General features: G+C 59.7%; 22 protein-coding genes and 1 tRNA gene. 9 read left to right on the top strand and 14 right to left on the bottom strand.

Going from position 1 to position 24,918, the window contains the following annotated elements; translation table 11 throughout:
- Window positions 1-28 precede the first annotated feature (28 nt).
- The 3 genes from FHT86_RS29625 to FHT86_RS29635 form a co-directional block, all read right to left on the bottom strand.
- Window positions 29-499 (bottom strand): hypothetical protein, encoded by a 471-nt coding sequence (locus FHT86_RS29625; RefSeq protein ID WP_133710486.1) that lies wholly within the window; start codon window positions 497-499, stop codon window positions 29-31.
- A 111-nt stretch (window positions 500-610) separates the two neighbouring features.
- Entirely contained in the window at window positions 611-1,021 is a 411-nt protein-coding gene (locus FHT86_RS29630; RefSeq protein WP_208116686.1) for a YbjQ family protein, read from the bottom strand.
- A gap of 255 nt (window positions 1,022-1,276) precedes the next feature.
- Window positions 1,277-1,507 carry a hypothetical protein gene (locus tag FHT86_RS29635; RefSeq protein WP_120705419.1) on the bottom strand — a complete coding sequence of 77 codons (231 nt, stop codon included), beginning with the start codon at window positions 1,505-1,507 and terminating at the stop codon, window positions 1,277-1,279.
- A gap of 214 nt (window positions 1,508-1,721) precedes the next feature.
- Between FHT86_RS29635 and FHT86_RS38230 the strand changes: the two genes are divergently transcribed.
- Window positions 1,722-2,030, top strand: coding sequence for a hypothetical protein (locus FHT86_RS38230; RefSeq protein ID WP_133710487.1), 309 nt, complete (start codon window positions 1,722-1,724; stop codon window positions 2,028-2,030).
- An 89-nt stretch (window positions 2,031-2,119) separates the two neighbouring features.
- Here FHT86_RS38230 and FHT86_RS29640 read toward each other — a convergent pair whose 3' ends face one another.
- The 3 genes from FHT86_RS29640 to cpdR1 all read right to left on the bottom strand — a co-directional run bounded on the left by FHT86_RS29640 (window position 2,120) and on the right by cpdR1 (window position 3,238).
- A complete protein-coding gene (locus tag FHT86_RS29640) occupies window positions 2,120-2,470 on the bottom strand; it encodes a hypothetical protein (protein ID WP_133710488.1) in 351 nt (116 codons plus the stop codon).
- A gap of 246 nt (window positions 2,471-2,716) precedes the next feature.
- A tRNA-Val gene (locus tag FHT86_RS29645) sits at window positions 2,717-2,791 on the bottom strand.
- Between the two features lie 84 nt (window positions 2,792-2,875).
- Window positions 2,876-3,238: a response regulator CpdR1 gene (gene cpdR1 / locus FHT86_RS29650; protein ID WP_004117561.1), complete on the bottom strand. Its 363-nt coding sequence runs from the start codon at window positions 3,236-3,238 to the stop codon at window positions 2,876-2,878.
- Between the two features lie 284 nt (window positions 3,239-3,522).
- Between cpdR1 and FHT86_RS29655 the strand changes: the two genes are divergently transcribed.
- Together FHT86_RS29655 and hisN are read left to right on the top strand one after the other, a co-directional pair.
- Window positions 3,523-4,407, top strand: coding sequence for an N-formylglutamate amidohydrolase (locus FHT86_RS29655; RefSeq protein ID WP_133710489.1), 885 nt, complete (start codon window positions 3,523-3,525; stop codon window positions 4,405-4,407).
- A gap of 416 nt (window positions 4,408-4,823) precedes the next feature.
- Complete coding sequence (gene hisN, locus FHT86_RS29660; RefSeq protein ID WP_133710490.1) at window positions 4,824-5,597, top strand: histidinol-phosphatase; 774 nt, start codon at window positions 4,824-4,826, stop codon at window positions 5,595-5,597.
- Window positions 5,598-5,655: 58 nt separating this feature from the next.
- Here the strand turns inward: hisN and FHT86_RS29665 are convergent, their stop codons facing one another.
- Window positions 5,656-6,630 (bottom strand): alpha/beta fold hydrolase, encoded by a 975-nt coding sequence (locus tag FHT86_RS29665; RefSeq protein ID WP_133710640.1) that lies wholly within the window; start codon window positions 6,628-6,630, stop codon window positions 5,656-5,658.
- Window positions 6,631-6,858: 228 nt separating this feature from the next.
- On the opposite strand from FHT86_RS29665, the gene FHT86_RS29670 reads away from it, so the two are divergent.
- On the top strand, window positions 6,859-7,593 hold the full coding sequence (locus FHT86_RS29670; protein ID WP_133710491.1) for an SDR family oxidoreductase: 735 nt from the start codon (window positions 6,859-6,861) through the stop codon (window positions 7,591-7,593).
- Here the strand turns inward: FHT86_RS29670 and FHT86_RS29675 are convergent.
- The 3 genes from FHT86_RS29675 to FHT86_RS29685 all read right to left on the bottom strand — a co-directional run bounded on the left by FHT86_RS29675 (window position 7,544) and on the right by FHT86_RS29685 (window position 10,359).
- Window positions 7,544-8,482, bottom strand: coding sequence for a LysR family transcriptional regulator (locus FHT86_RS29675; RefSeq protein ID WP_133710492.1), 939 nt, complete (start codon window positions 8,480-8,482; stop codon window positions 7,544-7,546). The two genes, FHT86_RS29670 and FHT86_RS29675, sit on opposite strands and share 50 nt — an antisense overlap.
- Before the next feature lie 216 nt (window positions 8,483-8,698).
- A complete protein-coding gene (locus FHT86_RS29680; protein ID WP_133710493.1) occupies window positions 8,699-9,766 on the bottom strand; it encodes a cyclic nucleotide-gated ion channel in 1,068 nt (355 codons plus the stop codon).
- 113 nt (window positions 9,767-9,879) lie between these two features.
- Complete coding sequence (locus FHT86_RS29685) at window positions 9,880-10,359, bottom strand: Lrp/AsnC family transcriptional regulator (RefSeq protein WP_133710494.1); 480 nt, start codon at window positions 10,357-10,359, stop codon at window positions 9,880-9,882.
- Between the two features lie 131 nt (window positions 10,360-10,490).
- Between FHT86_RS29685 and FHT86_RS29690 the strand changes: the two genes are divergently transcribed.
- The gene (locus FHT86_RS29690) at window positions 10,491-10,907 is read left to right on the top strand and encodes a DUF2000 domain-containing protein (protein ID WP_133710495.1); all 417 of its coding nucleotides are present in this window, start codon (window positions 10,491-10,493) and stop codon (window positions 10,905-10,907) included.
- A gap of 351 nt (window positions 10,908-11,258) precedes the next feature.
- Window positions 11,259-11,723 carry an Hsp20 family protein gene (locus FHT86_RS29695; RefSeq protein WP_133710496.1) on the top strand — a complete coding sequence of 155 codons (465 nt, stop codon included), beginning with the start codon at window positions 11,259-11,261 and terminating at the stop codon, window positions 11,721-11,723.
- 108 nt (window positions 11,724-11,831) lie between these two features.
- On the opposite strand, the gene FHT86_RS29700 is transcribed toward FHT86_RS29695, so the two are convergent.
- Window positions 11,832-12,848 carry a bile acid:sodium symporter family protein gene (locus tag FHT86_RS29700; protein ID WP_133710497.1) on the bottom strand — a complete coding sequence of 339 codons (1,017 nt, stop codon included), beginning with the start codon at window positions 12,846-12,848 and terminating at the stop codon, window positions 11,832-11,834.
- 109 nt (window positions 12,849-12,957) lie between these two features.
- Between FHT86_RS29700 and FHT86_RS29705 the strand changes: the two genes are divergently transcribed.
- Window positions 12,958-13,815 carry a LysR substrate-binding domain-containing protein gene (locus tag FHT86_RS29705; protein WP_133710498.1) on the top strand — a complete coding sequence of 286 codons (858 nt, stop codon included), beginning with the start codon at window positions 12,958-12,960 and terminating at the stop codon, window positions 13,813-13,815.
- Window positions 13,816-14,226: 411 nt separating this feature from the next.
- On the opposite strand, the gene FHT86_RS29710 is transcribed toward FHT86_RS29705, so the two are convergent.
- Window positions 14,227-15,273, bottom strand: a complete 1,047-nt coding sequence (locus FHT86_RS29710) for a low specificity L-threonine aldolase (RefSeq protein ID WP_133710499.1) — start codon at window positions 15,271-15,273, stop codon at window positions 14,227-14,229.
- 569 nt (window positions 15,274-15,842) lie between these two features.
- Between FHT86_RS29710 and gltB the strand changes: the two genes are divergently transcribed.
- Together gltB and FHT86_RS29720 are read left to right on the top strand one after the other, a co-directional pair.
- Entirely contained in the window at window positions 15,843-20,570 is a 4,728-nt protein-coding gene (gene gltB, locus FHT86_RS29715) for a glutamate synthase large subunit (RefSeq protein WP_133710500.1), read from the top strand.
- Between the two features lie 178 nt (window positions 20,571-20,748).
- Window positions 20,749-22,203 (top strand): glutamate synthase subunit beta, encoded by a 1,455-nt coding sequence (locus FHT86_RS29720; protein WP_133710501.1) that lies wholly within the window; start codon window positions 20,749-20,751, stop codon window positions 22,201-22,203.
- A gap of 46 nt (window positions 22,204-22,249) precedes the next feature.
- Here FHT86_RS29720 and FHT86_RS29725 read toward each other — a convergent pair whose 3' ends face one another.
- Together FHT86_RS29725 and FHT86_RS29730 are read right to left on the bottom strand one after the other, a co-directional pair.
- Window positions 22,250-23,455 carry a DUF459 domain-containing protein gene (locus FHT86_RS29725; protein WP_133710502.1) on the bottom strand — a complete coding sequence of 402 codons (1,206 nt, stop codon included), beginning with the start codon at window positions 23,453-23,455 and terminating at the stop codon, window positions 22,250-22,252.
- Window positions 23,456-23,543: 88 nt separating this feature from the next.
- Window positions 23,544-24,767: a lytic murein transglycosylase gene (locus FHT86_RS29730; protein ID WP_133710503.1), complete on the bottom strand. Its 1,224-nt coding sequence runs from the start codon at window positions 24,765-24,767 to the stop codon at window positions 23,544-23,546.
- Window positions 24,768-24,918 lie beyond the last annotated feature (151 nt).

Raw genomic sequence — 24,918 nt, forward strand, 5'->3', positions numbered from 1 at the left:
AGGCGTGGATCCGACCGGGCGAAACTTCCTACTTGCCGTGTGGGGGCTTGCCGTTCGACAGGAAGCTGCCGGTAAAACTCAGTTCGGCCGATTTTGCCGAGCATTCGATGGCGACCGGTTTACCAGCATAGGGATTGGCGAAGGTGCAGGTGCCCTTGGCCCCGACCTGACCCGTCATCTTGTTGCCCGCACCAGTGGAGATGACTTCGATCGGCAATTGTGCGGTGCCTTTCTTCGCGCCCGGTTTGATCCCGCTTCCGTTACCCTGGAAGCCAAGCATCTTGCCGCCGGAGGAAAAAATGAACGTCACCGAGCCGTCCGGTCCCGTCACGCTGGCGATCTCGGCCTTGCAGCCTTTCGAGGCATCGAGCTTGCCGACGACGAGTTTTGAACATGTGCCGCTGACGACGGTTACGCCCGGCGCCGGAAAATTCTGTGCGGCGGCACTCGTTGCAACGGTCAAAACTGTCAATCCAATAGCAAGGCCTGCGAATCGCATGTATGGCTCCTTTCAAGCCTGCGCAGGTTTGCCGATGGAAATGTGGCAGTCAATCCCGGCGTGCTAATGTGCGAAATAGAGGGGACTGGACATCGCACTTAAAAATAGTCGCTATCCTTCGAGTTTGACCGCGGTCCCCGTTGCTGCAACGAAAAGGATGCCGCCGCAGCTCCGGGTAGACATTTCGCTAAAATCGAAGCGCAAACTTACAACTGCGTCAGCTTTCAATATCAAAGCCTCGCGCTTGATTTCTGTGATGCAGGCTGCGCGAGCGTCTTTGAGGGCTGCTTGCATGGTTTTGCTCCTGCCGCCGAAAAAGTCGCGAAAATCATTGGCGATATCCTTGAATATATTAAGACCTAGTGCAGCTTCAGTCCCGACGACCTGAATGATTTCCGAAACTACCCTGCGGGGAATATCATTGCCCGTGGTGATGATAATCCCACTCGCTCTCTGATCGATGATATGTGGAGGGAAGTCTACAAGGTTCGCGGGTGGCGATTTGTCCAGTCTTTGCAGCATGGCCTTATCTTCCCGGGCGACGCGATCTGCCTCGATTTCATCCCGGCATTTTCGGCATAGGCCGCCGCGTATCTCTATCAGTCCCACAGTTCTGTTGCATGATGTGCATACAGGCATAAACCACACTCACGGTCGTATCTATCCAATGCACCCATCAACCATGAGTCGAGGGCTAGATCAATCCGGCACGAATGCGAATTGCATCCCGCCTTCACGTGCAGCGATGAAAAAGCACTGAACTGCCAATGCTCGCTTTTATTCCGGAACGAGCGTTCCGATCAGTTGCAACAAGGCGTTCTGCCGGTTGCCGCCGCCGGCCAGGAATTCGTAAAGCGTCATCTTCTTCTCGCTGCCGCCATCGACGAGATAGTCGGATTGGCGGATAACGAAGACCTCGCCACTTTCGGTGTCTCGGGCAAGGTGAAACAGATATTCGTCGCCGTTGGGCTTGTGATTTTTATAGAACTGTTTCTTTACGATCGCCATCTCGTCCTCCCGCACGATCAATGCTTTAGCGTGACAGTAGTGTGACAGCGCGATCGGAAGTCAAGCGACTTGTGGATGGAAGCTATGCTTATACGCCCATCTGCAAAGTTAGAGCGCTGGACATCAGCATGTGATTGGATATCGACGAAAAGACCATTATTCTCAACCCGGGCGATCGAGAACTCGAGGCGCCATTAACGAGAGGTCAAAGCAAATGAGAATGATGTTAGCGCTAGGGGCCATGTTAAGCCTCGCTTGTGTCTCTGCAGGCGAAGCACCCTCGAACTACCAGTCATACCACGGCATCCGCGCCGATAGTGATCCCGTGATTCTAGCGAGATACGACAGGGCTCTGCAGCACTGCCAACCGGAGGCCTATTCCTGGCAACGGGGTTCACCCGATCCAAATAGCAGCATGTACATACTGGCATTGAGAAGTTGCTTATATCGGTACAGCTTCGTGGACCGCGGCGCGTTCGCGTATCCGACGACGGCTTGGTACCAGCACTTCCTGGATCGCTGATCGCCTAAAGTTTATCGCCGCCATATTGAAAGGCTTTGGCGCCGCATGTAGCGGCGCCCTTGCCGTGGGCCTGGACGATTCGCGGGGCCTTAATCACAGACGCGCACCCGTTCGTAGTGGTATCCGTCGTCGTATTCGTTTTGAACCGGGCGGCTCTCATGCCAGCATCTTGGCGGCGGGGGAGCGGGCTCATAATACCCTCCGCCGTTTGCGATTGCGCCGCCTATCAACCCGCCAACAAGCCCAGCGGCCACGCCGCCGGCGATAGCACTTCCATTATGGTGATGATGATGGTGACGCCATTCCTGGTCGTGCCAGTCGACCTGACGATACAGGGGCGCACCATCAAATTGCTGCGCCTGCGCATAGCCGCCCGGGATTAACGCGCTGCTTGCAAACGCAGCAACGACGAAAACCGGGAGAACTGTCTTCTTGATCATGACCAACCTCCGACGCAGTGCGTCATATATTGCTGATATTCGACTCGCTTAAACAACGCTTTTAAACATGATTATGTTCAAATGAACGTAGCGTGAATACGGGGCTGGCTGTCGGAGCCGGCAAGCGGCGCAGTCGAGTCGTTGGCGGAGCTACGGTCGTTACGGGAGAGGCTCACGAACCTGCCGATCACCATGAAAAAAAGGCCTCTCGATCTCTCGAAAGGCCTTTTATATCAGAAACTTGGATGGTGGGCGTGACAAGGATCGAACTTGTGACCCCTACGATGTCAACGTAGTGCTCTCCCGCTGAGCTACACGCCCATCCGATGGCGGCGCATAGATCACAAAACCTTGGTGGCCGTCAATAGGCTTTTTTTCGGTTTTGTGACGTTGCCGCCAGAAGCCTTAGGCAGCAAGGAGTTTGTTGACTTCGTCGACCAGCTCGCGCAGGTGGAAGGGCTTGGAAAGCACCTTGGCATCCTTCGGCGCCTTCGAATCAGGGTTCAGCGCCACAGCGGCAAAGCCGGTGATGAACATCACCTTCAAGTCCGGATCGAGCTCGGTGGCACGGCGCGCGAGCTCGATGCCATCCATCTCCGGCATGACGATGTCGGTGAGCAGCAGCGAAAAGGGCTCTTCGCGCAGCCGGTCATAGGCGCTTGCTCCATTGTCAAAGGACAAGACCTTGTAGCCGGCCTTTTCCAGCGCCTTTACAAGGAAGCGACGCATGTCGTTGTCATCTTCGGCAAGGAGTATCTTTTGGGTCATCATCTGTTCGCTAATCAACTTTTGTCTTGTTGGACTTGTCCAGCGTCCAAGTTAGCTGTTGGCCGTAAACAAGCGGTGAATGGTCGGCCGGAGCAAGGCCATTCGCGTTCGTTGCGACATGATCGCATCTAAAAACCGCTTCGCACGACTTGGGATCAGGCTTCAAGGCATTTCGGTTGCGACCCATTGTATTAAGGTCATTTTGCTTAAGTTAGTATGGACTTGCGGGCGAGCAACTGGCAACATGGATGCTGCGACAAGTTGTTGACATGGTAAAGACGTTGATGTCCGCAGAAATGCGTAATTTCGAGATTTTTGAGGTATTGGAGCCCGTCTCTCAGACAATTCCCTTTGTCTACAGCTCGCCCCATAGTGGCCGCATCTATCCCCCCGATTTTATCGCCCAATCCCGCTTGCAGGGCATCGCCATCCGCCGCTCGGAAGATCATTACGTCGACGAGCTGTTTTCGGCAGCGAGTGTTCTCGGCGCGCCGTTGCTGCTTGCCAATTTTCCGCGCGCCTATATCGACGTCAACCGCGAGCCCTATGAGCTCGATCCGCGCATGTTCGACGGCATGCTGCCGCCTTATGCCAATATCAATTCGCTGCGGGTTGCCGGCGGCCTCGGCACCATTCCGCGCATCGTTGCGGAAAATATGGAAATCTACGCCCGGCGCGTACCGGTCGAGGATGCGCTCAGGCGCATCGATACGATTTACAAGCCTTACCATGCGACGCTTCGCCGGCTGATTGCCCGCACACATGTCAAATTCGGCTTCGGTGTTCTGGTCGACTGCCACTCCATGCCGGGGAATATCCGCATCGCCGGCAGCAATATTCGCCCCGATTTCATCCTTGGTGATCGCTACGGGACCAGCGCTTCGGCGGATCTGTCGCGCGCCGCCATGCAGATCCTCGAAGAACTCGGCTTCAACGCCGTGCGCAACAAGCCCTATGCCGGCGGCTTCATCACCGAGCATTACGGTCGTCCCTCGCGTGGGCTGCATGCCCTCCAGATCGAAGTCAACCGCTCGCTCTATGTCGATGAAACGACGCTGGAGAAGCGGCCGGATTTTGATGCGGTGGCCACCGCCATCACCCTGTTCATGAAGCGTATGGCCGAGCATGTGGAATCTTACGCAGGCGATCCGGCACTGGCGGCGGAATAAGCAAAGCCTCGGATGAGGGGTTGTCTCGGACCTTTCAGAGCGAACAGAATCTGTCGAATCGATTGGGGGTGGCGATGGTCAGGCGTGTTTGCCGTTGTCGCGCCCTGGTGTCTGGCCTTACCCTTCTCCCCACGCGGGCGGGCGAACTCCTCCAACAAAAAAAGAACCGCGCTTGTGGCGCGGCTAAGTCTAGGGAGGAAACACCCAAGGAGGGTATTTACAGTCAGAGACTGTATGACGATGTTGCTATTGCGTTGCACAAATGTCAAGCAAATTATTGCGGTGCAAAATATTTAGGCAATCTCGACATTTCTGCCTGATCTCCGGGCAATCCGCCTCTCGCGTCGGCATTTGGTTTGCTTCGTGGCGTTTATGCGCTATGACTTCGCCCGTCCCGTCATTTATCCGGATCGACCATGCTTCCTGACCGTACGTTCTTCTATCGTCTGGCCGAGGCGGCCAAGGCCGAGACCCTGCCGCGCTTTCGCGCCGGCGTCGATGTGGTCAACAAGGAGGCCCAAGGGTTCGACCCGGTGACCGAGGGTGACCGCGCTGCCGAGGTGGCGATTCGGACGCTCATCGAAGCGGAATTTCCCGATCACGGTATCCTGGGTGAAGAGCACGGCAATGTCGGTCTCGATCGCGAGCATGTCTGGGTGATCGATCCGATCGACGGCACGCGCGCCTTCATCTCCGGTGTGCCCGTCTGGGGGACGCTGATCGGCCTGCAGAAAAACGGCCGAGCCATCATGGGCATGATCGACCAGCCGTTTACCGGCGAGCGCTATTTTGCCGATGGCAACGGCTCGACCTATTCCGGCCCGGATGGTGAAAAACGGCTGCAGGTCCGTGATTGCGGCAGCCTGTCGAATGCCATCCTCTTCACCACCTCGCCGCATCTTTTCGTCGGCGAAGAGTTGGCGAAATATCGTGAGATCGAGAGCCAGGTGCGGCTCTTCCGCTACGGCACGGATTGCTATGCCTACGCGCTGCTCGCCGCCGGCCACGTCGATCTTGTCATCGAAAATTCGCTGAAGCCTTATGATGTCGGCGGCATCATCCCCGTCATCGAACAGGCGGGCGGCATCATCACCACCTGGAACGGCGGGCGGCCGGAAATGGGCGGCACCATCATCGCCGCCGGCAGCCGCGCGGTCTATGATCAGGCGAGGGCGATCCTAGCTGATTGAGCATCCAAAAAGCGCTGCATATTCATCGCTTCGCGGTCCTGCGGCTCGAGGGCGCGCTCTAAATCCCGACTCCCGCCATATCCGTGTTCGCCTCGGCATCGCTGCCGGGAATGAAGGCGTTGATGGCGGCAAGCGCCGCATTGCGGTAGACCTCCCGCTCCTGCAGGATTTCATGCTTTGCGCCGTGGACCGGCACGAGCTGCGCTGCGCGGAAATAGCGCGATAGCCGCTCCTGATCGGCATAGGGCACGACGCCGTCGCGAGTCGGCGCGATCAGCACGGTCGGGATCGCGATGGAGAAGAGGTGCTCGGGCGTATTGACGCGATCGATCGTGCGGAATGCTTCCAGCAGCCAGCGCGCCGTCGGCGGTCCCAAGGTGAGCTGCGGATAAGCCGTTCCGATGGCGATATTGCGCCGATAACGACGTTCGTCTGTGGTCAGCGGGTTTTCCGCGAAGGGCTTTTCCTTGATTTTTTTGCTGAATTGCATCCGGCCGAGACCAAGCGTGCAGACCGTGCCGGAGATAAAGCGGACGAGGCCCGGCGAGACACCCTGGCCGGTGAGGCCGACAAAGGGCGCCGACAGCACCATACGCTCGATCCGGCTCGCAAGCCGAGGCGCCGCTGACAGAGCGATCAGGGCGCCGGTCGAATGTGCAAGCAGGAAGAAGGGCAGGCGCGTATCCGGCAGCACGATCTTGTCGAGGAAGGCGGTCAGGTCGCGTTCATAATCGGAAAAGCGTCTGACATGTCCACGCAGAGGGTCCTTCAGCAGCCGTTCGGAGCCGCCCTGGCCGCGGAGATCGAAGGTCGCGACCCACAGGCCCTTGGCGGTCAGATCGCGGATCGTCTCGAAATATTTCTCGATGAACTCGTTGCGGCCCTGCAGCAGCACGACGGTGCCCTTGGCAATCGACTGTTCGCACCGGAAGACGACATAGCGCAGCTTGCGCCCGTCAAATGTCTCGAAGAACCCCTCGGTGCGGTTTTCCGGCACCGGATTGTCTGCGGTGGAATAGAGGATCGAATCCATCACGATGTCGCGCCTCGCTAAAGGGATGCTCTCCTCAAGGGGATAGCGCAGGCGGGGGGAATTGCAACTGGTTTGTTGGCGGCTCCTGCAGTCGAACCTGGCGCCCAAAAACAGCGACGATATTCCTCAATCGGTGTTTCCGATGGCGCTATCGTTTTTCTCCGTTTCCCCTCTTTGCGCGTCTCTGCGATTTCTCGGCCGTGGTCATCACCTTTAGGAATGAAAGACATGGCAATTGTTGAAATCGCGAACTCAAGAATTCTCATTGTCGGCGGCAGCTCCGGAATGGGCCTGGCGCTGGCGAAACGCTCGCTCGCAGTTGGTGCCGAGGTCATCATCGTAGGACGGAACGAGGACAAACTTAAACGCGCCAGCGCGGAACTCCAAAGTCCGGCACTCTCCATGGTCGCGGTCGATATCACGCAGGAAAGCCAGGTCGCCGATCTATTTGAGCGGGTCGGACGGCTGGACCATATCGTAAGCACAGCCGCCGATATCGAAGGCGCTTATGAGCTGTTGCCCTTGTTGGATCTCAGGGCGGCGCAAAAGGTCGTGGAAAGTAAATTCTATGGACCGCTGCTGCTTGCGAAATATGGCGCACCCTTACTCTCCCCCACCGGCTCCATCACCTTCACATCCGGTATCGCGGCCTATCGTCCATCGGCGCGGGGGTCGGTCGTAGCCGCCGTCAATGCGGGCCTGGAAGGATTGGTCCGCGCGCTCGCAATCGAGTTGGCGCCAATCCGCGTGAATGCCGTTTCGCCCGGCTGGGTCGACACACCCATCTGGACGTTCGTCGCCGGCGACAAGAAGGACGAGACACTGAGCGCCATGGCAAAGCGACTACCGGTTGGGCGAGTGGGGCAACCGGAAGACATCGCCGACGCCATCAGCTTCCTGTTAGGCAATGGCTTCACAACGGGGACGGTACTGCATGTCGAGGGCGGGCATCGGCTGGTTTAACCCCCGCGAAACTGTCGCTCACGGCCGCCAGCAATAGTTTCAGGGCTGGCGGCTGAACACGCCTGCGCCGCCAAATCATCACAAGCGATGCCGTCCGCGTCGGATCCGGCCAAGGCATCTCGCTGATTTCGCCGCGATCGAGTGCGTCGACGACTGCAAGGCGCGGAACCAGACTTGCGCCCGTACCGGCTGCGACGAGCCGCGCAATTGTGCCGATGCTGCCGACTTCAGCGGCGAGCTTCGGTGCCGCTAACCCGGCCGCGTCAAATGCTTTGTCGAACAGATGTCGATAGACGCAGCCGACCTCTGTTGCCACGAAGCTCATGGAGGCAAGTGCTGCCAAATCGCCTCTTTTCGACGTGGATTCCTGCTCATGAGGTGCAATGAGGATCAACGGCTCCGCCGATATCGTCCGCTTCGCCAGGCGTTCATCGAGACCGTCCTTGTCAAAACAGAAGGCGACATCGATCTCGCCGTCTTCAAGCTTCCGCAATAGATCGTCGCTGCCCGCAACCTTCAACCGTAGACTGACATCAGGATGATCGCTCTGAAAAGCCGACAGCAATTGCGGAAGCTTCACGGAAGCAACTGTCTCCAGCGCGCCGATCGTCACCGTTCCGACCGCACGCCCAGAAGCTGCTTCGACCGCCGCGCGGGCCTCGTCCGCCACTGTCAGAATTTCTTCGGCATAGGGCCTTAAAGTTTCGCCCGCTGCTGTCAGCTCCAGGCCCATTCTCGATCGGATAAAGAGCTCGGTGCCCAGTTCGGTTTCGAGCGACTGGATCTGATCACTCACGCTCGATTGCGCGAGATGGACCTCCTCGGCAGCACGGGTGAAATTCCGGTTCCGGGCGACCGCGAGGAATGTCTTGAGTAGTCTGGGGTGCATCGAGCCGTGCCGAACTAGGGTCAGAACAAGCGCCGTCAAATGACGAGACAACGCCCAATAGAGACGACGCTGCCATATCGCTTATGTCATCGTCAACATCGCGGTATGATCGGAAGCGAGATCGACCGAGGGTCCGGGCCATCGGTTGCTCGCATTTACTTGGGCGCCAGCATCGAAAACGCTTCCAACATCGCCTTGGTCGCACCGTCGTTTCCGTCAGGGCGTCGGTGTCGTACCGCGTCTCTCAAGTGCGGTTTTACGGATAATGTCCGCAATCTCCGGGCTGCTGCTGGACAGCATCTGGAAATCCGCTGAATAGAGCGACAGCAGTGAGACCTCGGTCGCGGCGCTGACGGTCGCCGAGCGGGGTTCGCCGCTGATTAGCGCCATCTCGCCGAAGAAGCTGCCGGAGCCGAGCTCCACAGGGTTCGGTGTCGCGACATTGACGCGACCTTCAACGATGAAGAACATCTGGTCGCCGGTCTCGCCCTTGCGGCAGATTATAGCGCCAGCCGGCACGACACGAGGCCTCAGGGCTCGCACGATCTCGATGAGTGCGGCCGAGCCGAGCTTCTGGAACAGCGGCACCGCTGCAACTAGCTGCCAATTGCGCACGAAGTCCTGGTGGCGAACCTCTTCGTAGAAGCCGGTCGCGAGAATGCCGGCCCAGAGCGCAAAGATGCCGATCCCACTCATCATGACCAGACCGGCAAGTACGCGGCCGGCGAAACTTTGCGGAATCTCGTCGCCATAGCCGGTGGTCGATAGCGTAACCACCGCCCACCACATCGCCAGGGGGATGCTACCGAACTTGTCAGGCTGGGCGTCGCGCTCGATGATATAGGCTGCGAGCGCCGCTCCGAACAGAACGATGCCGAAGATCGAGGTGACGCCGATCAGGTTGTGCGCCTCTTTAGTCAGAACCTTGCCCAGCAGCCGGAAGAAGGTCGAGCCGCGCAGAGGCTTCAGCAGCCAGATTGCACAATAAAGACTCTGATCGCGCCTGCCGACGAACAGGAATGCGGCCACAGGGACCAAAACCGCGAGTACGTCGACTGTGATTTCCAGCACCCTGCCGCGAACGCCTCTTGCCCGCTGCATGATCAGCGTCTCGATCAGTTGTAGGACGTAGGCAGCCCAGATGCCGGCGAGCAGGACCTCCAAAATAAGCCTGGTCCGTTCGGTCAAGTCCGGCGCCGTAAGTGCAGCCACCGTCGCGAGGCCGATTGCAACGAGCAGTGTGTTGAGTGATGCCGAAATCTTCGAGAAAGGGAGTGCCGACATTCAATACCCCCGCGACCGGCCTGCCACTCGTCTAGAATAGGATGCGTTCGGTCCAAACGTAAAGGGCTGGTGGACATGCAGAGCAACCAGTGTTGACCAGTGGAACGAGCAATCTATCGCTGCTCGACATCCAGCGGAAAACCCTTGAAAGCCTTGATTTCCTTGAGCACGAACGTCGTCTGCATCTCCTTGATGCGCGGCAATCGGCGAACGACCGCCATGGCAAAATCCGCATAGCTATCGAGGTCTGCAGCGACGACCTGCAGTAGGAAATCCGCGTCTCCGGCGATGCTGTAGCACGCCACGACTTCGCTCAGCTTCAGGACGTCGTGTGAGAATTTCTCGGCTTCGGCCTCGCTGTGGCTGTCGATCTTCACCCTGATGAAAGCCAGGACGCCGAGGCCGACCTGGCGTCTGTCGAGGGTCGCCGTATAGCCCTGGATGACTCCGGTTTCTTCCAATTGGCGCACACGCCGCCAGCATGGGGAGGTTGAGAGCCCGACTTGGGATGAAAGCGCCTGATTGGTCAGGCGTCCGTCTTTTTGAAGCGCTCCAAGAATTCGCAAATCGATAGGCTCAAGCATACTGGGCATATCCAACCTCATTTTTGTAGAAATTTGGTAGGCTCTACCACAATTGCAATTCGATCGGTAAAGAAAGGTAAGATTATCCCCGATGTGGGAGATATCCTGTGAGAGCATAGTCTCAACAGCTGCAGGTCTCCATGCTTCCCGATATCCGTCTTGCCATTGTCGTCAATCCGGCACTCCCGCTCGGTTTGATCGCCAACACTGCCGGCGCCATTGCGATCGGACTGGGTGCGAAATTTCCAGCACTCGCGGCGCGTCAATTGAGCGACAGGGAGGGGCGCACCATCGACATCAGCTCGAACATGCCGGTTCCGGTGTTGCAGGCGGATGCCGAGGCTATCCGGTCGCTGTTGTTGAAGACTTTGCCGCAGCAGGACGACCGCGCGATCGTTCCGTTTCCCGCTTTCGCCCGGTCGCTGCATGATTACAGGGAGTATGAGGCGACATTTCCGGATCACAATCTTGCCGGCGAGGTAATTGACGGCCTGGGGCTGGCAGGCCCATCGAAATGGGTGAAATCGCTGACGGGTTCGCTGAAGCTGTTGCGCTGATGCCGGAAAGAAAAGGGCCGGCTTACGGAGATAGAGAGTTCCGCTTCGCCGGCCGAGCAAGGACTGAAGAAGAAGGGACGATACACTTCAGTCATCGGACAGTGATGCATCCGATGGTTCTATTGATAATCCGGCCAGCCTGAACAGGTGCCGAACCGGACGTTCATCTGCGGTTCACGCGGTTTTTGTGTGAAATTTGCAAGAAGCAAACGGGGTCTTGAACTCCCGAAAAGCGATCACCATTTCCATTCTGCGGGTGCCAAACGGGCTCGCGTAACCATCCCGAGGCCGCCCAGAGCGGGGTCGCGGGGTACAAAACCGAATCGCAATCGTCGCTCACAGGAGGACACCATGCGTCACGTAGACTTCTCTCCCCTTTACCGTTCCACCGTCGGTTTCGACCGTCTTTTCACCATGCTCGACAGCCTTGCACAGCCGGATCAGGCTCAGACCTATCCGCCCTACAACATCGAGCGCACCGGTGAGAACACCTATCGCATCACCATGGCAGTTGCCGGTTTCGATGAAAAGGAACTGAGCATCGAGGCCCATGCCCATGTTCTCCAGGTCAAGGGTGAAAAGAGCGAGGAGCCGACCGAAGCTAGCGAATATCTCTATCGCGGTATCGCCAAGCGCGCCTTCGAGCGCCGCTTCCAGCTCGCCGATCATGTCGAGGTCCAGGCGGCTTCACTGAAGAATGGTCTGCTGCACATCGATCTGTTGCGCAACATTCCGGAAGCCATGAAGCCCCGCCGTATCTCCATTGCCGCCGAGCCGGTCGAGACCCCGAAAGCGATCGAGGCCCATATCAACTAAGAGCCTTCAGCAGATAGCCTGAAGACCGATCCTCCCAAGGTCACCAAAGCAAGGCGGCGCTCCGATGGAGCGCCGCCTTTTTGTATTCGGTTGCGGTTGCAACGGCAGCTAGGCTGCGTTCGTGGCGCCATTCGTCTCGGCCTTGGCCTTTTCCGCTTCCCGCCTCTTGGCGGCATCCGCATATTTTTGCGCGATGACGGCGCAGGTCATGAGCTGGATCTGATGGAACAGCATCAGTGGCAGGACAATGGCGCCGATGCCCTGACCGGCAAAGATGACATTGGCCATCGGCACGCCGCTCGCGAGCGACTTCTTCGAGCCGCAAAATGTGATGGTGATCTCGTCGGCGCGGGAGAAGCCGAGCGCGCGGCTGCCGAACATGGTGATGCAGAGCACCAGGGCGAGAAGCACCATGTTAGCGACAATGACCGTAGCAATATCGACCAGCGAGAAGGTGTGCCACAGGCCCTCAACGACGGCCTCGCTAAAGGCCGAATAGACGACCATCAGGATCGAACCGCGATCGACCGGCATCAGGATCTTCTTCTTCGAGCGTATCCAATTGCCGATCCAGGGCTGCAGGAGCTGGCCGGCGATGAAGGGCGCCAGCAGTTGCAGCATGATCTGTTCCAGCACGTCCCAGGAGAACCCGCCATGGCCGCCGACCGAGAAGAGTACGCCGACGAGCAGGGGCGTCAGGAACATGCCGAAGATGTTGGAGGCCGACGCGGCGCAGATCGCGGCCGGCACATTGCCGCCGGCAATCGAGGTGAAGGCGATCGAGGACTGTACGGTGGACGGCAGCACGCTCAGAAACAGCATGCCAGTGTAAAGGGAAACCGGCAGGATGCTGTCCGGGACGATATGGCCCATGGCGAGTACCAGCAGTGGGAATATGCCGAAGGTCGTCAGCAGGATGACGAGATGCAGCCGCCAGTGCAGCAAGCCGGCGATGACGACATCGCGTGACAGGCGGGCGCCGTGCAGGAAGAACAGCAGGCCGATGGCGAAATTGGTGGCAATGCTGAAATAGTGGGCGCTGCTTCCCTGTACGGGAAAGAAGGAAGCCGTGATCACCGTCAGCACAAGCAGCATGGTGAAGGTATCTGGAAGAAAGCGGCGCATCGTGCCAACCCCAATCGCAATTACAAGCCGTAAGAATAATCCTTGCACATAGACCTATCGTGATCCACGATGCAAGGAATAACAGTTATCGTGATGCAGGATTAACACGATGCTTGATCTCACGCAGTTGCGCAGCTTCGTCGCCGTCGAGCAGATGGGCAGTTTCACGCTTGCTGCCGAGCGGCTCGGCCTCGGTCAATCCACGGTCAGCCAGCATATCCAGCGTTTGGAAACCACGCTCGGCCGCAAGCTTCTGGCTCGCGACACGCATCGGGTGGTGTTGACGGGTGATGGAGAGGCACTGCTTGGCCATGCACGGCAGATGCTGTCGATCGAGGGCGAAGTGCAGCAGCTCTTCGCGGGCAACAGCCTGCGCGGTAGCCTGCGGCTCGGCGTCTCTGAGGATTTCGTCACCAGCCAGTTGCCGGATGTGCTGGAAGAATTCGTCCGCTCGCATCCTTCCGTCGATCTCGAATTGACGGTCGCCCTCAGTGGTACGCTTTATGAGATGCAGGACAATGGCGACCTTGACCTCGTTCTTGCCAAGCGCCGTCTCGGTGATGTCAGGGGAAAGCTGGTCTACCGCGAGCCGTTGGTGTGGCTGGCACGTGACCCGGAGCGCATTCGCGCACTTGCGGCACCCCTGCCGTTGATCGCCTTTCCAGCCCCGAGCGTTACCCGCGCCGTGGCCCTTGAAGCCTTGCGCCGCCAGCAGGTGCCCTGGCGTATCGTCTGCACCTGCGGCAGCCTCAGCGGCCTGACGGCGGCGGCCCGTGCCGGCATGGGCGTCCTCGTTCAACCTCGCAGCATGGCGCCCACGGGACTGTCGGAAATTGCACCGGGCTGGCTGCCGGCATTGGAGGATGTCGAATTCGTGCTGGTGCCACGCAAAGGCGCGGATCAGTTGCTGGTCAGTGCGTTGTCGGAGGATATTCTGGCAAAGGTGAGAGGGCTGAGATCTACCTAGGGTACTAGGCACTCGAATCTCAATCTCGAAATTCGTTTTTAAATCATATAGATAAGGTCGAGTAGTCTTTTGGAATCCCTTCGCCGGCTTCTGTCTCGCCTCTGGCGTGTCCAGCCCTTTTGATTCACTCATTCAGGTTCGCGTCAGCTTTCGTTAGTACGGTCGAAACAACTGAACGAGCTGAGTCGAGGAAAACCAGCCCGATGAAATATGGTGCAATGTTTATTTGCGGCTTGATCGCCTGTGTCATGGCGATGACGGTCATAACCCGCCACACGCCCGGCCAGTCGGGCCAAGACGTTTCCCGTTCCGCACTGTTTATGCACCCAAGTCAGAATTAGTCTCCAAATGTGGAGTTAAGCGCCGCGTATGTCCCGAGGGGCAGCCACGGCGCTCCTTTTTATCCAAAAATCAGGCGAGGCAAGCCAGGAAGCCGGTGACATCGTCATCGGTCGTGGCGAAGCTGGTGACGAGACGGATCAGGGTCTCGTTTTCGTTTACCAGTTCGGGCTGCGATTCCGGGATCGGCCATTCGTAGAACTTTGCACCCCTGTCTTCCGCCGTCTTGGCGGCAGATTTCGAAATGATCGCAAAGACTTCGTTCGAGGCCGTCGGCCAGGCGAGGCGGGCTGTAGCGGCCCGCTCGATGCCGGCGCGCAGCCGGTCCGCCATGCGGTTGGAATGGCGGGCAAGGTCGAGCCAGAGGCCGCCTTCGAAATAACCGTCGAACTGCGCGGCAATGAAACGCGATTTGGAGAAAAGCTGGGCGGCGCGTTTGCGGATGAAATGCATCTCCTTCGCCTGCTCCGGATTGAAGAAGACGATCGCCTCCGCGCACCAGCAGCCATTCTTGGTACCGCCGAAGGAAAGGATGTCGACGCCACGCTTCCAGGTCATTTCCGCCGGGCTGACGCCGAGCGCGACCAGCGCGTTGGCGAAGCGAGCGCCATCCATATGCAACGGCAGGCCGTTCGTCCTGCAGACGGACGCGATGGCGTCGATTTCAGCGAGCGAATAGACCGTGCCGATTTCCGTCGCCTGGGTGATGGTCACTGCAGCGGCGCGGCCGTGATGCAAGGCGTCCTGCGGGAAGCGGGCGACTTTGGTGGCGAGCGCCTTGGCGTCGATCTTGCCGGCGGCGCCATCGACCGTCGCCAGTCGCGCACCGCTGAAGAAATCCGGTGCGCCGCATTCGTCCTCGGCCACATGCGCCTCCGCATGGCAGAAGCTGATGCCGCCCGGCTTCTGAACGCTGGCGAGCGACAGCGAGTTGGCTGCCGTGCCGGTCGCGACGAAAAAGACGGCGACGTCACGTTCGAAGATCTCGGCGAACTTGGCTTCAACTTGTCTGTCGAGATCACTGGTGCCGTAGGCTGCGGCGAAACCGCCGGATTCGGCAAGGAGACGTTCGGCGATCTTGGAATGGGCGCCGGCCCAATTATCGGAGGCAAAGAACATGGGTATGTACCAACTGAAACAATGGGATTTGTGGGAAGGCTAACTGAGGTCCGCCGGACATTAATCCAATGCCGCAGGGGATCAAGAGTGCTATGCTGAAGGATGCATCACAGAAATTGATCTACGCAATCAACAAACAAAATGATGCGGTGCAGCGAAACTTTCTTGCTCGAATTTCGAAGCATTGGCAATCTTCCGTCGTCGGTTAACGATATTTTGCCGTTTTGCTCTTGCGAAGCCCATCGCTTTCTGGCATAGAGCTAATGAATTAGGACAGGGTTGCTGTCCTATTTTGGCCGCTGAGGCCGAAGATGCGCTAGGGGGTCCTGACGATATCGGGATTTCGGGCTATAGTTATCGCGAGCGTGCCCTGTGGGAGCCATTAGGCGGCCAGGCGGAGCGGCGGTGGAATAAGCAAGGCGCGGAACGCTGACGACGGGCTCCACCAAAGGGTCATGGTCTGCGGCCGATCTTCACAATGCAACAGCGCTGTCGCGCGTCGGACCTGATAACGGGGCGGCGCGGGACGAAGGATCGCCCGTTACGCGGGCCTTACCGGAGGGAAGACAATGACGAACAGGACGCCGTTCATGACTTTTGATCAGATCGCAGCAGCCGAGGCTGCCGCTACGGCCAATACGTCGAAACGCGCCGCCCGCGGCATCCCGCCGAAACAAGGCCTTTATGATCCGCGCAATGAACATGATGCCTGCGGCGTCGGCTTTGTCGCGCATATGAAGGGCCAGAGGTCGCACCAGATCGTGCGCGATGGCCTGTTCATCCTGGAAAATTTGACGCATCGCGGCGCTGTCGGCGCCGATCCCCTCATGGGCGATGGCGCCGGTATTCTCGTGCAGATTCCGGACCGCTTCTTCCGCGAGGAGATGGCTTTGCAGGGCGTTATCCTGCCGAAGGCGGGCGAATATGGCGTTGGCCATTTCTTCATGCCGCGCGACGAGGCGCTGATCGAGCACTTCAAGACCGCCATCAAGCAGGTCGTCACCGAGGAGGGCCAGGTTCTGCTCGGCTTCCGCGACGTGCCCGTCGACAATTCCTCGCTCTCGAAGGCGCCGGATATCGCCGGCACCGAGCCGCATCATGTGCAGGTCTTTATCGGCGCAGGCCGCGATGCCGGCACGCATGAAGAATTCGAGCGCCGTCTCTTCACCCTGCGCAAGGTGATCTCCAACCGCATCTACGCGGAATACGAGGGCGAAGAGAGCAACTTCTATCCGGTCTCGCTGTCCAGCTCGACCGTGGTCTACAAGGGCATGTTCCTCGCCTATCAGGTCGGCGCCTATTATAAGGACCTCTCCGATCCGCGGTTCGAATCGGCGGTCGCCCTCGTGCACCAGCGTTTCTCGACCAACACCTTCCCATCATGGAAGCTGGCGCATCCCTACCGCATGGTTGCCCACAACGGCGAAATCAACACGTTGCGCGGCAACGTCAATTGGATGGCGGCGCGCCAGGCGTCGGTGTCCTCGCCGTTGTTCGGTGACGACATCTCCAAGCTCTGGCCGATTTCCTACGAGGGACAGTCGGACACCGCCTGCTTCGACAACGCGCTCGAATTCCTCGTGCGCGGCGGCTATTCCATGGCCCATGCCGTGATGATGCTCATCCCGGAGGCCTGGGCCGGCAACCAGCTGATGGCGCCGGAGCGCAAGGCGTTCTACGAATACCATGCCGCCCTGATGGAGCCGTGGGACGGACCGGCCGCGGTCGCCTTCACCGATGGCAAGCAGATCGGCGCGACGCTCGACCGTAACGGCCTGCGTCCGGCCCGCTATCTCGTCACCAATGATGATCGCGTCATCATGGCATCGGAAGCCGGCGTTCTGCCTGTTGACGAAGAGAAGATCATCCAGAAGTGGCGCCTGCAGCCGGGCAAGATGCTGCTCATCGATATGGAAAAGGGCCGGATCATCTCCGACGACGAGGTGAAGTCCGAGCTTGCCACCAAGCATCCTTACCGGAGCTGGCTCAACCGCACCCAGCTCATCCTGGAAGACCTGAAGCCGGTGGAGCCGCGGGCATTGCGCCGCGACGTGTCGCTGCTCGATCGCCAGCAGGCTTTCGGCTACACGCTGGAAGATACCAAGATCCTGATGTCGCCGATGGCAACGACGGGGCAGGAGGCGATCGGCTCCATGGGCACGGATACGCCGATCTCGGCCATGTCCGACAAGCCGAAGCTGCTCTACACCTATTTCAAGCAGAACTTCGCGCAGGTAACCAACCCGCCGATCGACCCGATCCGCGAGGAACTGGTGATGAGTCTCGTCTCCTTCATCGGCCCGCGCCCGAACCTGCTCGACCATACCGGCATGGCCAACGCCAAGCGGCTGGAAGTGCGCCAGCCGATCCTGACCAACGGCGATTTGGAGAAGATCCGTTCGATCGGTCATACGGAAGACCGCTTCGACACCAAGACCCTCGATTTCACCTATGACGTCGAGCGTGGCGCCGAAGGCATGCCGGAAATGCTCGATCGTCTCTGCGAGCGTGCCGAAGCGGCCGTTCGCGGCGGCTACAACATCATCGTGCTGTCAGACCGCCAGATCGGCCCGGACCGCATTGCAATCCCGGCGCTGCTGGCAACCGCCGCTGTGCACCATCACTTGATCCGCAAGGGGCTGCGCACCTCGGTCGGTCTCGTCGTCGAAACCGGCGAGCCGCGCGAAGTGCACCATTTCTGCCTGTTGGCCGGCTACGGCGCCGAGGCGATCAACCCCTATCTCGCCTTCGACACGCTGCTCGACATGCATCAGCGCGGCGAATTCCCGAAGGAAGTGGACGCGACCGAAGTCGTCTACCGTTACATCAAGGCGGTCGGCAAAGGCATCCTCAAGGTCATGTCGAAGATGGGCATTTCGACCTATCAGTCCTATTGCGGCGCGCAGATCTTCGATGCGATCGGCCTGCAGCAGGAACTGGTCGAGAAGTATTTCTTCGGCACGGCGACGATGATCGAAGGCATCGGCCTCGAAACCATCGCCGAGGAAACCGTCGCCCGTCACACGTCTGCCTTTGGCCGCGATCCGATCCTGGCGAGCACGCTCGAAATCGGCGGCGAATATGCCTACCGCATGCGCGGTGAGAGCCATGCCTGGACGCCGGATGCCGTCGCCGCTCTTCAGCATGCCGTGCGCGGCAACGCCGAGGACCGCTATCGCGAATTCTCGGAGATGGTCAATCAGTCGGCGCTCCGGATGAACACCATCCGTGGCCTCTTCAATATCAAGGGTGCGGAAGTGCTCGGCCGCAAGCCGATCTCTGTCGATGAGGTCGAACCTGCCATCGATATCGTCAAGCGCTTCTCGACCGGCGCCATGTCCTTCGGCTCGATCAGCCGAGAGGCGCATACGACGCTTGCCATCGCCATGAACCGGATCGGCGGCAAGTCGAACACCGGCGAGGGCGGCGAAGAGGCCGATCGTTACATGCCGCTCTTCGACGGTTCGCCGAACCCGGAACGCTCGGCGATCAAGCAGATCGCTTCCGGCCGCTTTGGTGTGACCACCGAATATCTGGTCAATGCCGACGTGCTGCAGATCAAGGTGGCGCAGGGTGCCAAGCCCGGCGAAGGCGGGCAGTTGCCCGGCCACAAGGTCGACGCCACCGTCGCCAAGACCCGCCATTCGACGCCGGGCGTCGGCCTGATTTCGCCGCCGCCGCATCATGACATCTACTCGATCGAAGATCTGGCGCAGTTGATCTTTGACCTGAAAAACGTCAACCCGACCGCGGATGTCTCGGTCAAACTCGTCTCGGAAGTCGGCGTCGGCACGGTTGCCGCCGGCGTTGCCAAGGCGCGTGCCGATCACATCACCGTCGCCGGCTTCGACGGCGGCACGGGCGCATCGCCGCTCACCTCGCTGAAGCATGCCGGTTCGCCCTGGGAAATCGGCCTTGCCGAAACGCAGCAGACGCTGGTGCTGAACGGGTTGCGCTCGCGCGTCGCCCTGCAGGTGGACGGTGGCCTGAAGACCGGCCGCGACGTCATCGTCGGAGCGCTGCTCGGTGCAGACGAGTTCGGCTTCGCCACCGCACCGCTGATCGCCGCCGGCTGCATCATGATGCGCAAGTGCCACCTCAACACCTGTCCAGTCGGCGTCGCGACCCAGGATCCGGTCCTGCGCAAGCGCTTCAAGGGTACGCCGGAGCATGTCATCAACTACTTCTTCTTCGTTGCCCAGGAAGTGCGCGAAATTCTCGCCTCGCTCGGCGTCGCCAAGCTGGACGACATCATCGGCGCTTCGGAGCTGTTGGAGAAGGACGATATGCTCGCCCACTGGAAGGCCAAGGGGCTCGACTTCAGCCGCATCTTCCACAAAGTCGATGCCCCGAAGGAAGAGACTTATTGGACGACTGTGCAGAAGCACCCGATCGTCGATATTCTCGACCGCAAGCTGATCGAGCAGGCCGAGCCGGCGCTTGCCAGCAAGACACCGGTCGCCTTCGAAGTCGGTATCAAGAACGTCGATCGTTCGGCCGGTGCCATGCTGTCTGGCGCAGTTGCCAAGCGCTACGGTCACCGCGGGCTGAAGGACGACACCATCCATGTCACGCTGAGAGGCACCGCCGGCCAGTCGTTCGGCGCGTTCCTGGCGCGGGGCGTCACGTTCAACCTCATCGGTGACGGCAACGACTATGTCGGCAAGGGGCTGTCGGGCGGCCGCATCATCATCCGCCCGCCGGAGAACTCGAAAATATTGGCCGAGCATTCGATCATCGTTGGCAACACTGTGCTTTACGGCGCGACCGAGGGCGAATGCTACTTCCGTGGTGTCGCCGGCGAGCGGTTTGCTGTCCGCAACTCCGGCGCCATCGCCGTCGTTGAAGGCGTGGGCGACCACGGCTGCGAATACATGACTGGCGGCGTCGTCGTCGTCCTCGGTGAAACCGGCCGAAACTTCGCTGCCGGCATGTCGGGTGGCGTAGCCTATGTACTCGATGAAAAGGGCGATTTCGCGCGCCGCTGCAACATGGCGATGGTCGAATTGGAACCGGTTCCGGAAGAGGACGAACTGCTGGAGAAGCTGCATCATCATGGCGGCGATCTTGCGCACAAGGGACGCGTCGACGTCTCGGGTGACATGACGCGCCACGACGAGGAACGCCTCTATCAGCTGATCTCAAACCACTTCCACTACACGGGTTCGACGCGGGCAAAGGAAATCCTCGATAGCTGGGCCGACTACCGTCCGAAATTCCGCAAGGTCATGCCGGTTGAATACCGTCGTGCGTTGGAGGACATGGAACGTAGCCGGATGAGCGTGGCGGCGGAGTGATCCGCGGCGGCTTGTCTTCCATTCGAGGATTTCGCTCCTGATTGCGATCGCCGGGGAGGCGATCGCAACTGTCGAATAGCGGAATCGAATTTGAATTACAGTGCCAGACAGAGCAGCGGGATTTGCCTGCGGGGCACGGGAGCCATCGGCTCCTCTACTAGAGTGAGGAAACGAAAGCATGGGCAAGGTAACAGGCTTCTTGGAAATCGACCGGCAGGTTGGCAAGTATCAGCCGGCGTCGGATCGCATCCGGCATTTCCGCGAATTCACGATCCCCATGTCGGACCAGGAAGTACAGAAACAGGCCGCGCGCTGCATGGACTGTGGCATTCCCTATTGCCACGGCCCGACCGGCTGCCCGGTTCACAACCAGATCCCGGATTGGAACGACCTCGTCTACAACAACAATTGGGAAGAGGCGATCCGCAACCTGCATTCGACCAACAACTTCCCGGAATTTACCGGCCGCGTCTGCCCGGCGCCTTGCGAGGAAGCTTGCACGCTGAACCTCGAGGATGCCCCGGTCGCGATCAAGACGGTCGAACAGGCTATAGCCGACAAGGCCTATGAGCTTGGTTTCATCCGCCCGGAACCGGCAACCGTCCATACGGGCAAGAAGGTCGCCGTCATCGGCTCCGGCCCTGCAGGTATGGCGGCTGCGCAACAGCTCGGTCGCGCCGGTCATGAGGTCCATGTCTACGAACGCGAGACGAAGCCCGGAGGGTTGCTGCGCTATGGTATTCCGGACTTCAAGATGGAGAAGAACTTCATCGACCGCCGCGTCGAGCAGATGAAGGGCGAAGGCGTCACCTTCCATTGCGGCGTGAATGTCGGTGTTGACGTCAAGGTCGAGCAGCTTCTGGCTGACCATGACGCGGTTCTGTATTGTGGTGGCTCGGAAACCCCGCGCGAGGCCGGCATTCCTGGCATCGGGCTTGCCGGCGTCCATGACGCCATGCCCTATCTCGTGCAGCAGAACCGCCGCATCGGCCGCGAAAACATCGACAGCATCGGCTGGCCGTCCGATCCGATCCTCGCCGGCGGCAAGCATATCGTCGTCGTCGGCGGCGGTGATACGGCATCGGACTGCGTCGGCACCGCGTTCCGCCAAGGCGCCGTCAAGGTGACTCAGCTCGACATCCGCCCGCAGCCGCCGGAGAAGGAAGACAAGCTCGCCGTCTGGCCGTTCTGGGCGACGAAGATGCGCACGTCGTCCTCGCAGGCCGAGGGCGCCGTGCGCGAATTCCAAGTGGCAACGCTGGAATTCATCGGCGAAGATGGCGTGCTGACGGGTGTGAAGTGCTGCGAAGTGGATGAGCGTCGGCGGCCGATTGCCGGGACCGAATTCGTCATCCGCGCCGATCTCGCCTTCATCGCCATTGGCTTCCGCGGCCCCTTCACCGATAGCGTGCTGAAGGAACTCGACGGCAAGCTGACGCTCAACACCGACAAGCGCGGCTCGACCAATGTCGTTGCCGACGACAAGGACTACAAGACCTCGGTCGACAGGCTCTGGACCGCCGGCGACGTTCGCCGCGGCCAGTCCCTGGTCGTCTGGGCTATCCGCGAAGGCCGCCAAGCCGCCCGCGCGATCGATGAGGTCTTGATGGGGGCCACGGTGCTGCCGCGGTAAGCGAGGAGCGTTATACTGACATAAGGGCCGCCAAGCGCGGCCCTTTTCATTTTATGGAGTTGTCCGCCGGCGCAGCAACCACTGGCAGTCGATAATCGTCAACGCGTCCGGTCGGAGCCGGAGCCATCTGGCCTTTCTCGACCAGGAGGTCGCGAGGTGATGGTGTGATGGAATCCCGAGCGGGAGCGCCGCCGAGAAGCTGTGCGCCGCCGTCGAGATTGGGATCGGAGAGACCCATCGGCTGTGTGCGGGTGATCTTCTCCATCTCTGCCGGCGGCAGGTTGACTTGTTCGGCCGGCAATTGATTTCCGGTGTCGAGGCGGGTGATATCCGGGCTCGCCTGGTCGCCAAGCAGCCGGCGCGTCGGTTTTTCGACATAGAAAGCGACCTTGCGCTTGCCCGCTGCCGTCAGGTTGATGCCGTCTGCAGTTCTAAGCCGCACCTGCTGGCCGTTGATGTCGGAGCCGGTAACGATGAACTCGCCGTTCTGGTCGGTGAACCCGTCCCAGATGTCGATGAACTCGCCGCCGACGCTTTCGACCTGACTTTGATAAAGCTGGTTGAGCTTCACGGCATCCGCCGTCATCTGATCAGAGCCGAAGGGCGGTAGGCCGACCCAGAGCAGAGGGATATGCCGGCTCGTCACCAGCTTGCCGAACTGCTGTACACGCTCCTCATAGGCGAGGTACCAAGGGTCAGTGCCGAATTTTTCATTGAGGCCGTCACCGATCATCTGCTGGCGGTCATTGGCGCCGATCATGACGACGACCATGGCCGGTTTCAATTGATCCATCATGGCGGGTAGCTGTTGCGGCCAGTTGTAATAATCCTGGCGCACGAGGCCGGAGGCAACGGTACTGCGCGTCTGGACGACGACGCCAGGCGACGTGGAAAAGGCATCGTCCAGCCCGTCACCTAGGCCGCCCGCCAGGAAATCACCGACGACGAGGATCGTCTTGGCATCAGGCAGCTTTTGCACCGGCGGCGGCGCATCCGGTTGAACCACCACCTGACGGGGCGGTGGAGCAGTCCGTTTGCGCGGCGGCGGCCGTATCAAGCGTCTCGGCGCGGGCCGATAGAGGACATCGGGCTCAGGGCCGCCGAACAGCATCTGGAGCAATGTTCTGCGCGGCCGCTGCTCCTGTGCCTCAGCCGCGGTCAACAGGCAGGCAAGCGCAAAACAGGCGGCAAGAAGAGTCGTGAGGATCGCTTTTGCAGCAGCCATGGTCGCGCGGGCAGGTCGGTTTCTCATCGGGCTCTTTTCCGCTCACTGCCCCATGGTTGCATGAAGACGGCGCCGCCGTCCAGCAAATCCAAGGTTCATGGTTGATCGCGGCGACCTATTTGCGTAATGCGTTCAGCAGGTTCATCGACGGCTCGCCGTCGGCGCTCATGCCGAAGCGCTCCTGAACGGCGCTAATGGCGGCTTTGGAGCCGGAACCGAAATTGCCGTCGACCACGCCGTCGTAATAGCCGAGTTCCTTCAGGCGGGTCTGCAGCTCAAACTTCTGCTTTACGTCCAGCGTGCCGCTCGGGCGCGGCCAGGATTGCTGCATGCCACCGTATCCGGCGATTTGATCGGCAAGCAGGCCAACGGCGAGCGCATAGCTGTCGGAAGCATTGTAGCGCTTGATGGTGAAGAAGTTGCCGGACATCAGGAAACCGGGGCCGCCAGGTCCGCCGAGCATCTTCAGTTGCGCACGATCGGAGGTCAGGCGGAAGGCCTTGCCGTTCGGGCGGGCAAAGCCGAGGGCTGCCCATTGAGCGAGCGTATGGGTCTTGCCGGCCTGTGCGCTGCCGCCGGGCGGCACGGTCACCTCGTAGCCCCAAGTGCGGCCAGCGCTCCAGCCGTTCTTTGCCAGCAGATTGGCGGTCGTTGCCAGCGCGTCGGGAATGGAGTTCCAGATATCGGCATGGCCGTTACCATCGGCATCGACGGCATAGAGCAGGTAACTGGTCGGGATGAACTGTGTATGACCCATCGCGCCGGCCCACGAGCCGTTGAGCTCATCGCGCGGCACATCGCCGCTCTGCAGGATCTTCAGCGCCGCGATCAATTGCTTTCTGGCATAGTTGGCGCGCTTCGGATCACCATAGGCAAGCGTCGCCAAGGCGCGGGGCACATAGTGCAGCTTCTCGTCCTTGGCCAATACCGCGCCGTAATTCGATTCCATCGACCAGATGGCTAGGATGATGTTGCGATCCACGCCGAAATGCTGTTCAAGGGAACGTAGTGTGGAACCGTATTTGGCCGCCATCTTCCGGCCAACATCAACGGTATAGGGATTGACGCGGGAATCCAGATAATCCCAGATCTGGGATTTGAATTCCGGTTGGAATTGAGCTTTTTCGAGGACCGTGGGGTCGGGGTCCGTCACGCCGGCAAATGCTTTGCGATAGGTTGACTGCGTAATGCCGCCTTTAGCCGCAGTATCGTAGAAACCGGCGATCCATTTCTGGAACCCAGGGTCCGCATTAGCGTTAACGGGGGCGAGTCCCGCAAAGGCACCGAGCGCGAGCGCCAGAGCGAGACCACGAAGGGAGTGTTTGCGGTTTGAGGTCATCAACAGCCGTGTCCATCAATAGTTGGATTTCGGTGCGGCGATGCCGGTGGCATTCGCCCAAGCGTGACACTACAGGAACGAAGTCAACAAATTCTTTACCATGGAAGCCGGGGTCAGTCATCATTTGCAAAACAGTAGCAAATTTATACTA

Origin of the sequence: Rhizobium sp. BK313 (assembly GCF_014193655.1) — a bacterium.
Taxonomy (GTDB): domain Bacteria; phylum Pseudomonadota; class Alphaproteobacteria; order Rhizobiales; family Rhizobiaceae; genus Rhizobium.

Bases quoted from the DNA above. Each gene is read 5' to 3' on its own strand.
- FHT86_RS38230 (WP_133710487.1), top strand. From the start codon at position 1,722: ATGAGAATGATGTTAGCGCTAGGGGCCATGTTAAGCCTCGCTTGTGTC.
- FHT86_RS29725 (WP_133710502.1), bottom strand. From the start codon at position 23,455: ATGAGAAACCGACCTGCCCGCGCGACCATGGCTGCTGCAAAAGCGATC.
- cpdR1 (WP_004117561.1), bottom strand. From the start codon at position 3,238: ATGACCCAAAAGATACTCCTTGCCGAAGATGACAACGACATGCGTCGC.
- FHT86_RS29630 (WP_208116686.1), bottom strand. From the start codon at position 1,021: ATGCTGCAAAGACTGGACAAATCGCCACCCGCGAACCTTGTAGACTTC.
- FHT86_RS29670 (WP_133710491.1), top strand. From the start codon at position 6,859: ATGGCAATTGTTGAAATCGCGAACTCAAGAATTCTCATTGTCGGCGGC.
- FHT86_RS29730 (WP_133710503.1), bottom strand. From the start codon at position 24,767: ATGACCTCAAACCGCAAACACTCCCTTCGTGGTCTCGCTCTGGCGCTC.
- FHT86_RS29710 (WP_133710499.1), bottom strand. From the start codon at position 15,273: ATGTTCTTTGCCTCCGATAATTGGGCCGGCGCCCATTCCAAGATCGCC.
- hisN (WP_133710490.1), top strand. From the start codon at position 4,824: ATGCTTCCTGACCGTACGTTCTTCTATCGTCTGGCCGAGGCGGCCAAG.
- FHT86_RS29655 (WP_133710489.1), top strand. From the start codon at position 3,523: ATGTCCGCAGAAATGCGTAATTTCGAGATTTTTGAGGTATTGGAGCCC.
- gltB (WP_133710500.1), top strand. From the start codon at position 15,843: ATGACGAACAGGACGCCGTTCATGACTTTTGATCAGATCGCAGCAGCC.
- FHT86_RS29695 (WP_133710496.1), top strand. From the start codon at position 11,259: ATGCGTCACGTAGACTTCTCTCCCCTTTACCGTTCCACCGTCGGTTTC.
- FHT86_RS29720 (WP_133710501.1), top strand. From the start codon at position 20,749: ATGGGCAAGGTAACAGGCTTCTTGGAAATCGACCGGCAGGTTGGCAAG.
- FHT86_RS29675 (WP_133710492.1), bottom strand. From the start codon at position 8,482: ATGCACCCCAGACTACTCAAGACATTCCTCGCGGTCGCCCGGAACCGG.
- FHT86_RS29625 (WP_133710486.1), bottom strand. From the start codon at position 499: ATGCGATTCGCAGGCCTTGCTATTGGATTGACAGTTTTGACCGTTGCA.
- FHT86_RS29685 (WP_133710494.1), bottom strand. From the start codon at position 10,359: ATGCCCAGTATGCTTGAGCCTATCGATTTGCGAATTCTTGGAGCGCTT.
- FHT86_RS29690 (WP_133710495.1), top strand. From the start codon at position 10,491: ATGCTTCCCGATATCCGTCTTGCCATTGTCGTCAATCCGGCACTCCCG.
- FHT86_RS29665 (WP_133710640.1), bottom strand. From the start codon at position 6,630: ATGGATTCGATCCTCTATTCCACCGCAGACAATCCGGTGCCGGAAAAC.
- FHT86_RS29705 (WP_133710498.1), top strand. From the start codon at position 12,958: ATGCTTGATCTCACGCAGTTGCGCAGCTTCGTCGCCGTCGAGCAGATG.
- FHT86_RS29700 (WP_133710497.1), bottom strand. From the start codon at position 12,848: ATGCGCCGCTTTCTTCCAGATACCTTCACCATGCTGCTTGTGCTGACG.
- FHT86_RS29640 (WP_133710488.1), bottom strand. From the start codon at position 2,470: ATGATCAAGAAGACAGTTCTCCCGGTTTTCGTCGTTGCTGCGTTTGCA.
- FHT86_RS29635 (WP_120705419.1), bottom strand. From the start codon at position 1,507: ATGGCGATCGTAAAGAAACAGTTCTATAAAAATCACAAGCCCAACGGC.
- FHT86_RS29680 (WP_133710493.1), bottom strand. From the start codon at position 9,766: ATGTCGGCACTCCCTTTCTCGAAGATTTCGGCATCACTCAACACACTG.